Source organism: Winogradskyella sp. (genome assembly GCF_028289625.1).
Classification (GTDB): Bacteria; Bacteroidota; Bacteroidia; order Flavobacteriales; family Flavobacteriaceae; genus Winogradskyella.
Genome location: NZ_JANQOM010000049.1, coordinates 1 through 7,715 on the forward strand (window position 1 = coordinate 1; position 7,715 = coordinate 7,715).

Here is a 7,715-nt window from a genome sequence, read left to right on the forward strand (position 1 = left end):
AGTACCAAGGTATTCCCAGATTGGAAACGCAATACCTCCTCTTTTTGGTGAACAGAGCGGATTGGTTTTAAAAAGACTAATCAGCTAATCAATGCCAAACAAAAAGACACTTCATTTCAAAACTAATGTTCAATTAAAAAGCATCATTGGAAAGGATTTAATCAATGATGACAGAATCGCAATTCTTGAGCTAGTAAAAAACTCGTTTGATGCCGATGCAAAGACTGTTGACGTAACGTTTTTAAATCTAAAAACAAATGATGATGACAAAGTCTCTACATTCTCCAATTCCACATCAAGAATAGTAATTCAAGACAATGGTCTTGGAATGGATATGTCAGATGTTGAGAATAAATGGTTAAACATTGCTTATTCTGATAAGAAGACCAACAAAAGACAACACAAAAGGAGAATGGCAGGAGCCAAAGGTGTTGGACGGTTTTCTTGTGATCGTCTAGGAGAATTTCTAAATCTTTATGCAAAAACTGAAAAATCAGAAAAATACATTAAGCTTACAATTGACTGGAAACTTTTTGAGGTAGAAGATGATAAAATGGAAATCCAAACAATTCCGCTCAACTTTGAAGAATTATCCAAATCTGAACTAGCACAAGCTGGTTTCAAACCCTTTGAAAAAGGGGTAATCTTAGAGATTATTAAACTTAGAAGTTCCTGGGCGTACCCGGTAAAAGACAAAAACGAAAAAATCACAGGCTGGAATACGGAAAAATTTGTTTCCTTAAAAAAATATCTAGAAAAGCTTATCAATCCAAATCAAGCATTTGAAAATGATGATTTCGGTGTTCATATCTATGCCCCTGAATTTATTAATGAAAATGATGCCAAAAATGCTCATGACAAGTTCATCGGTAAGGTGGAAAGTAGAATTTTCAATAAACTAGACTTCAAATCCACCAGTATTGAGTCAAAAACTCTAGATTCGGGCAGAATAATATACACGGAGCTAAAAGACAAGGGAAAAACAATTTTCTGGTTAAAAGAGAAAAACCCTTACTTTCCATTCATTAAGGATGTTAAAGTATCTATTTACTTTTTAAATCCCTATGCTAAAGCATTCTTCACTAGACAAACGGGAATCCAAGCAGTAAACTACGGTTCTATTTTTCTTTTCATTAACGGTTTCAGAATATCTCCTTACGGAGATGTTGGTAATGACTGGTTGCGGTTGGATCAAAGAAAAGCTCAGGGAACCAGACGCTATTTAGGTTTGAGAGATATTATTGGTCAAATTGAAATTCTCGACGAGAACAATGATTTTCAAATTATATCCAGTAGGGAAGGAATCGTAAAAAACGATTACTACAAAAATTTGACCAGTTCCGACAGAAACGATAGCTTCTACTATAAAGCCCATAGAAGACTTGAAAGGTATGTGGTCGATGGTTTGAACTGGGACAGCTCTGTCTATGATGGCCAAAATAAAGAAGAGGCAAAAAAGCTTAGAGAAATTGAGATGAAAATTGTTGCTGGAGAAACCTCAGAGGATGATTTGTTATACAGAGAAGATGATTATACTAAACAAAGAAGGACTTATGCAGCGATACACTCAATAATTTCAGCTCGTACAAGCGATGTTTTGGAGTTATACATTAATGAGGAGTTAATTACTCAGAAAATTGACGAAGAGCGTAAAAGGTCAGAGATAGAGTTCAAACAGTTAATTAGGGATTTTGAGCAAAAAAGAGTAGATCCAGATACCCTAAATAGAATTTTATTAAAAAAAGCGGAACAGAATTTAGAATTAGAAAAAGAACTAAAGGATTTGACCAAGTATAGCACAAATGAAGCTACTACAAAGGCTATACTCAGACTTCAAGATTACAAGAAAACAATTGAAGAACAAGCTTTATTAATTGAGAGTTTAAAGAAGCAACTGGAAGATCTTGCTCTAGAAAAACAATCAAACGAAAAAAAGGTTTCATCTTACAAAGCCAAGGCGGAAAAAGCGGAAAGAGATCTTGCCATTGAAAAGGAAAAAAACCTTTATTTATTAGCTACTAGAAGAACACTTAGTCCTGATGCAGATGGCCTTATCCATACCATAAAAATTAACAACATCGAAATTCGAGACGGTCTGGACAACTTGATTGATGATATTACCGAAAATGACTACATAATAAAAGATGTAATCAAGAGATTAGGTCATATCAAAGTTAATGCCGAAAGAACATTGAAGATGGCAGAGTTTGCTACCAGATCCGACTTAAAGGAAGATATAGAGAGGCGTAATATTGATATTGTAAAGTTTATACAGGAGTATGTTACTCTATATGGTGAAACCTTTGCGGATGAAATCGAGTTTGTATTTGAGTTAAACGACTCTCAACTGACCAAAAACACAAGTATACTCAACTTATCCATTGCTCTTGATAATTTAATCAATAATGCTATAAAATGGGGGGCAAATACTATTTTGTTTAGTTTCAAAAATCTTAGCGCTAAGGAATTATCTTTAACTGTATCGGATGATGGTGTTGGATTGGTTGAAAAGCACTTAAACAAACCGGATAGGATATTTGATTTGGGTGTACGAGAACAAGCTCCAAATGGTTTTGGTGGATCTGGGATTGGATTGTTTTACACTAGAAACCTTTTGGAAGAAATGGGAAATAAAATTCATTTTTTAGGAAATGGAAAATTACTTTCCGGAGCTGCATTTGAAATAATATTCAAGGCTTTATGAGCGTAAAGAAAGTCCTACTTATTGATGATGGACCAATTAAGGAAATCGTGGATAAATTACGTAAGAACCTTCAGAGAAGAGGTGTTACTCTTGATGAGCATTTAATCAATTTGAATTTACCAGATTTTAAACAGAAAAACCCCGCTGATCCTGAAAAATTCATCTTAGATTTCAATGCGATAAAAAAAGCGATTAATGAAGATCATTTTAGTGAGCCATACGATCTGGTTGCATGCGACTACCATTATGCAAATGACCCGTTAGATGGCTTTACCATTTTAAAATGGATTAAGAACGAAAGCCATAGTAAGAGACATAGAATTAGACGCTCTAAGTTTGTTTTGTACTCTTCAGAAGGAGATAAGTTCGCAAAAAAAACAAATTCCATTGATGACTTGAGTAAATTAATTCGCATAAAGTTTGACGACTTTTTGAAAAGAGAAAATCTAGCGGATGACCTTGCATTGTTGTTACTTAAGGAAGGTATGAAGTTTGACTTTAATTCAATGCTTGTCAAAGAACTAGAAAAGTATCCTGAATTTGTCTTCAAAAGCGTGTATCCAAAATTTAAAGGAAAACGGTTAGAACAAATAGCGATGGAAATAGATAAAGAATTACCTAATGGGATTGAATTTCAAAAAAATATCGCTGAATTAACTATTGCTCATTTGATTGAACTTAACGGTATTGGGGAAGAATGATACATGTGGTTATTTCAATAGACCCCACAACTGCTTTTCTGTATGGAATCGTAAACAACTTAAAGGAAAAAAAAGTACCACTAAATGTCATAGAAATCCATCCTTCCGATAAATCCTATGAAGAGTGTAAAGAAAAAATTAGTACTGTCGAATCTGGTTCTGTAATTCTCTTTTTAGGCCATGGGCAAGAAAACCAGCTTTATGGTGGAGAATCAAAAGAATTTGTCAGAAAACCAATTTTTAAGTTAAATGAAATGGGTGTTTTTAAGTCTCAATATTTGATACTGTTAGCATGTGATTCAGCGGACTTATTAAAAAGCTCGTTCCGACAAGCAAAGATGAAAAAGTCAATCGGTTTTGGATCATTACCTACAGAACTAAAAGAGATTGAAAATGATAAAATGTTTTCAAACTCTGGAGTAACACAAGAAACTTTAGAAGCATACAAAAACGTAATTGTAGAGTTGGTTTCAGAAGTGATTATTTATGGGCACAAAAAAGAATGCCTCAAAGATTTTATCAAAATGAAGGAATTTTTGACTTTACTTATAAACAAGAAGATAAATAACGCCATTCTTCAGGATAAAAATGAGAACTTAGGCGACCTGATTTATCAAATGAAGTATCAGTTGGTACAGTACTAAACATATCTTAAATGGAACTAAAAAAACTAGAAATAAATATAATCTTGGAGTCTCTCGAGTATATGAAATTAAACATTGAGGAAAGTACAATTTACCCGACATACGAGGAAAAACAAAAAAGACTTAAAGAAGTAGAATCAGTTATTGAAAAGTTAAGAAAACTAAGGAATTCCTAGCTATTCTGTATGGCCAGCTATCATTGTCTTTCTAACTAGTATCAAAATATTTATCTCTTAAAAAACTATCTTCGGCAAGTTTTTTTTCCAGTTCCAGCTTCCCCCAATTTTCTCTGGTGTATACACCGTTGGTGGCATTAAAACCATCAAGCATGTCATATAAAGTAGAGTCTATAATACCATTAGTAAAAACGCCGTAACCCTTGGCTCCATATTCCATTATTACATTCGCTGCATTAGGAACCTTACTTTTAGTTAGGGAAGAAGATGGACTTAATAACTTACATTGGAAAACATAAAGTTCTGGTTCTTTGCCATTCACTGACTTTGTCATTACGGTAATGTCACGTCCCCCATCACGTGACTTTGATTTGCCCATTTTTCTAATTGTACGTTCATCAAACTTGGGATGCTCGTAAATCAAATCGTAGCATAAAAGCTCAAACTTTTCATCATCCAGTTGTTGCCAATTAACATCACTATTAAATTGCACATCAAGTATGTTTCCCAAAACCGTGTGTAAGGGATTTAATTTGGCCCGTATATCCTGAATTTCCTTTGTACGAAGCTTTTTGTCATGAATGAAAAACACATATGAAAAAAATGTGTCTTTGACTATTAATATGTCAGCATATTTGGAAAGGTAATACTCCGTCTCACTTAGTTCGGCTACTAAACCTCTAAATTTTGATAGAGCCACATCAGCACAGTTTCTCGCATGTCGCAACTCGGAGCTTACCTTAAACCAAATAGCTACTTTATCATTACAAATTATCTGGTTGTTGTTAACTTTGTAAGAATAAGACCTTATATATTCCGCTTTTTTTTCAGCTTCTCCAAGTTTTACAAGCACTTCCGTGAAGTCGTACTTGTTAGGAATAATCCAAGCGTCCTTAGAAAGATATACATTTAGTTTACAATTATTTGAATGAGCACTTAGCCAATAATGAAAATATCTCTCAGGATATTTTTTGTATTCAATCTCAAGAAAGTGTTCTGCGGCTTCAACGCCATCCATAGATTCGATTTCCTGCGCAATTTCAGCATATCCCGAATTCACAAGATTCGCATAATATCGGTCAATGATTTCAGGAAAACAAAACTGTGTATTTTCTAGATTATCCTCAAAACCATCGAGGTCTTCAATGTATTCCCAATGTTCGTCCGATGAATAAAAATCTTCGTTACTATTTACATATGAATGCAAGTACAAAAACTTAGAAAAGCTTTCTATTTCATATTTCGTTAATGAGATAGTAAAATAGTCTTGCATACCTTTACCAAATACATAATTGCCATTGAGCACCTTACCGTGCTTTGCAACTCCTTCTGCAAGATGAGATAGACTTAAAAAGTCGAGCATTGTATCTCTACTAGTTCGGTAGAAGTTTTCAATTGGTATTTGTATTTCAACAATTGGATTTTTTAACAATAATTCGCGAAGAGCGTCCAAAGTTTTAACACGTTCAAAAATCTTATCTATTCTAAACTTCATGTTACAAGATATAAACTACACTTATAACTGTAACTACTGCAACAATTCTTAATTGCTAGTGCTCACCTATTTTTTTGTAAAAAAATACTAGAAGATGCCCTGAGCAAAAGGATATATCGAATAAGATGTTGGTTTTAATATTTTTGGAGATTACTACTATATTAGAATCCAAGGTTTTCAACAAGTCAAAACCCAAAATTCATACAGTTTAGTATCAGAGAACGGCATAAGAGTTTAATTCAAAATTAATAATATTTTATTCACAAATATTTGAATATCAAGTGTTTTAAATAGCTGTGATAGTACTTTTCGAATATCGAAAACTATCAACTCTAAAACACTTTTGATATGAGAAAATCACTGTTTGTTACCTTCTTTTCACTACTAGTTTCAAACTCACTTTTTGCCCAAATTGGGGGTATCGAAGATTCTGTCAACGACGTTTCCGATACCATCCGGGCCATCTTTCCCATCATCCTGGGGGTCATCTTTCTGATAGGCTTTCTGTTCAATGCAGGGCACTTCTTTGGGGAAAATGCCGACCTCAAAAAAGGGATTACGCGGGTACTGGTCTTTGTATTGATTGCAGGGGCCGTGGTGGGAATCTTTACCTATCTCATTGGAATCGTGGTCTAAGTCTCAAAAGACCTGTTAATCTATTTCTTATGAAAAAATACGAAGTGTATCGAAATATACGCAAGCGGGCACTCATATTCGGGTTGCCTCTGACCCTATTCGCCCTTCAAATGGTCTCGGTCATCGGTTCGCTTATGGTCATCATCTTTTCCTTTGGCCTGGGTAGCATTTTGGGAGCTTTGCTCTGGAATCCCTTGCTTTATGTGATGCTGACCAAAGTGGCTCATCGGCCACAATTGCTCCAATTGGGCCATCCCTTTCCGAAGCATATCAGCAACAGAAAAAACAGCTTTTTGGCGTATGAAGACCATTGATTTTGCATCTCGTTCCCCCATTCTGGCCATGGAAGGCAAAACCATCTATGCCAGTAATGGCAATGTAGTTTTGGTATATAACTTATCCCTTCCCGAGATCCATTCCCTATCCGAAACGGATTTTGAGGAACTGCATGCGACTTGGTTCCAAGCCCTAAAATCCCTTCCGATTGGTACGATCATCCACAAACAGGACACCTACCGAAAGAAAGCTTTTGATGCTTCCACCCTGCCCCAAACCAGTTTTTTGGAAAAGGCCACCGCGGTGCATTTTGAGGGGCGGGAGTATATGGAACACCAAAGCCAGCTCTATTTTATCCTCGCCCATAACAAGGGGATGCAGCAATCCAAATACTGCAATCCGTTTCTGAAGGTTCCCAAAGCACTGCCCACAGAGCAGGATGAACGGTTGCAAAACTTTGTCCAAAACGTCACGGATGCAATCAACTATCTCAACAACAGTCGCAAGTTTTCCCTGCAACCAATGCGGCCAGAAACTTTTGATGCGAATACCCGTGACTATTTCAATGGCTTTGCCGAGGATGTGGATACCGACATCCTTTTAGGCAACAAAGGGGTTCAAGTCGGCGACCACCATTTTGAAATGCTGGCCATTAACAGTGAATTCTGTTTTGGGGAAAACGTCCAAAGCAGCATTTCCAATCCAGCCTATACCTCGGACGCCTTTAATTTCCACCAGGGCTTTATCGATGGGCTGGGACTGACCTTGGAGGAGGACCATATCGTCAACCAAATCCTGTATTTGGATGACAAACAAAAGTGGCGCAAGCTCTTAGACAAGAAGATTGAGGAACTGCAAAAGAGTTCCAACTTCGGTTCGCAGAACAAGGTGGTTCTTGAAAAGGTCTCGGAAATACGTGACCATATCAACCAGGACGACCAATCCCGTGTCATCCGCGGTCATTTTAACATCATCTATTGGCAGAAAGAAAAGTCGCAATTGGAATCTGTGGCTTCCAAAATCAAGGCTACCCTAAAGGAGTTGGACATCCTGCCCTACTATCCCAGAGGTGCTGAACGTATA

At 36.2% G+C, this 7,715-nt stretch carries 7 protein-coding genes; 5 read left to right on the plus strand and 2 right to left on the minus strand.

The window, feature by feature from the left end; translation table 11 throughout:
- Positions 1–91 precede the first annotated feature (91 nt).
- Genes Q0992_RS10115 through Q0992_RS10125 form a run of 3 tightly spaced genes read left to right on the plus strand, consistent with a single transcriptional unit; the run spans position 92 to position 4,049 of the window.
- Positions 92–2,704, plus strand: coding sequence for an ATP-binding protein (locus Q0992_RS10115; protein WP_299523363.1), 2,613 nt, complete (start codon positions 92–94; stop codon positions 2,702–2,704).
- On the plus strand, positions 2,701–3,405 hold the full coding sequence (locus Q0992_RS10120; RefSeq protein WP_299523367.1) for a hypothetical protein: 705 nt from the start codon (positions 2,701–2,703) through the stop codon (positions 3,403–3,405). Before Q0992_RS10115 ends, Q0992_RS10120 begins: the two co-directional genes overlap by 4 nt.
- A complete protein-coding gene (locus Q0992_RS10125) occupies positions 3,402–4,049 on the plus strand; it encodes a hypothetical protein (protein ID WP_299523370.1) in 648 nt (215 codons plus the stop codon). The genes Q0992_RS10120 and Q0992_RS10125 overlap by 4 nt, the downstream gene beginning before the upstream one ends.
- Positions 4,050–4,256: 207 nt before the next feature.
- On the opposite strand, the gene Q0992_RS10130 is transcribed toward Q0992_RS10125, so the two are convergent.
- Positions 4,257–5,720 (minus strand): hypothetical protein, encoded by a 1,464-nt coding sequence (locus Q0992_RS10130; protein ID WP_299523373.1) that lies wholly within the window; start codon positions 5,718–5,720, stop codon positions 4,257–4,259.
- Between the two features lie 348 nt (positions 5,721–6,068).
- Between Q0992_RS10130 and Q0992_RS10135 the strand changes: the two genes are divergently transcribed.
- Complete coding sequence (locus tag Q0992_RS10135; RefSeq protein ID WP_299523376.1) at positions 6,069–6,356, plus strand: hypothetical protein; 288 nt, start codon at positions 6,069–6,071, stop codon at positions 6,354–6,356.
- A 95-nt stretch (positions 6,357–6,451) separates the two neighbouring features.
- On the opposite strand, the gene Q0992_RS16870 is transcribed toward Q0992_RS10135, so the two are convergent.
- A complete protein-coding gene (locus Q0992_RS16870) occupies positions 6,452–6,667 on the minus strand; it encodes a hypothetical protein (protein WP_367277956.1) in 216 nt (71 codons plus the stop codon).
- On the opposite strand from Q0992_RS16870, the gene Q0992_RS10145 reads away from it, so the two are divergent.
- Positions 6,657–7,715 (plus strand): DUF3875 domain-containing protein (locus Q0992_RS10145; protein ID WP_299523382.1); only part of this gene is annotated, 1,059 nt, incomplete at its 3' end. The two genes, Q0992_RS16870 and Q0992_RS10145, sit on opposite strands and share 11 nt — an antisense overlap.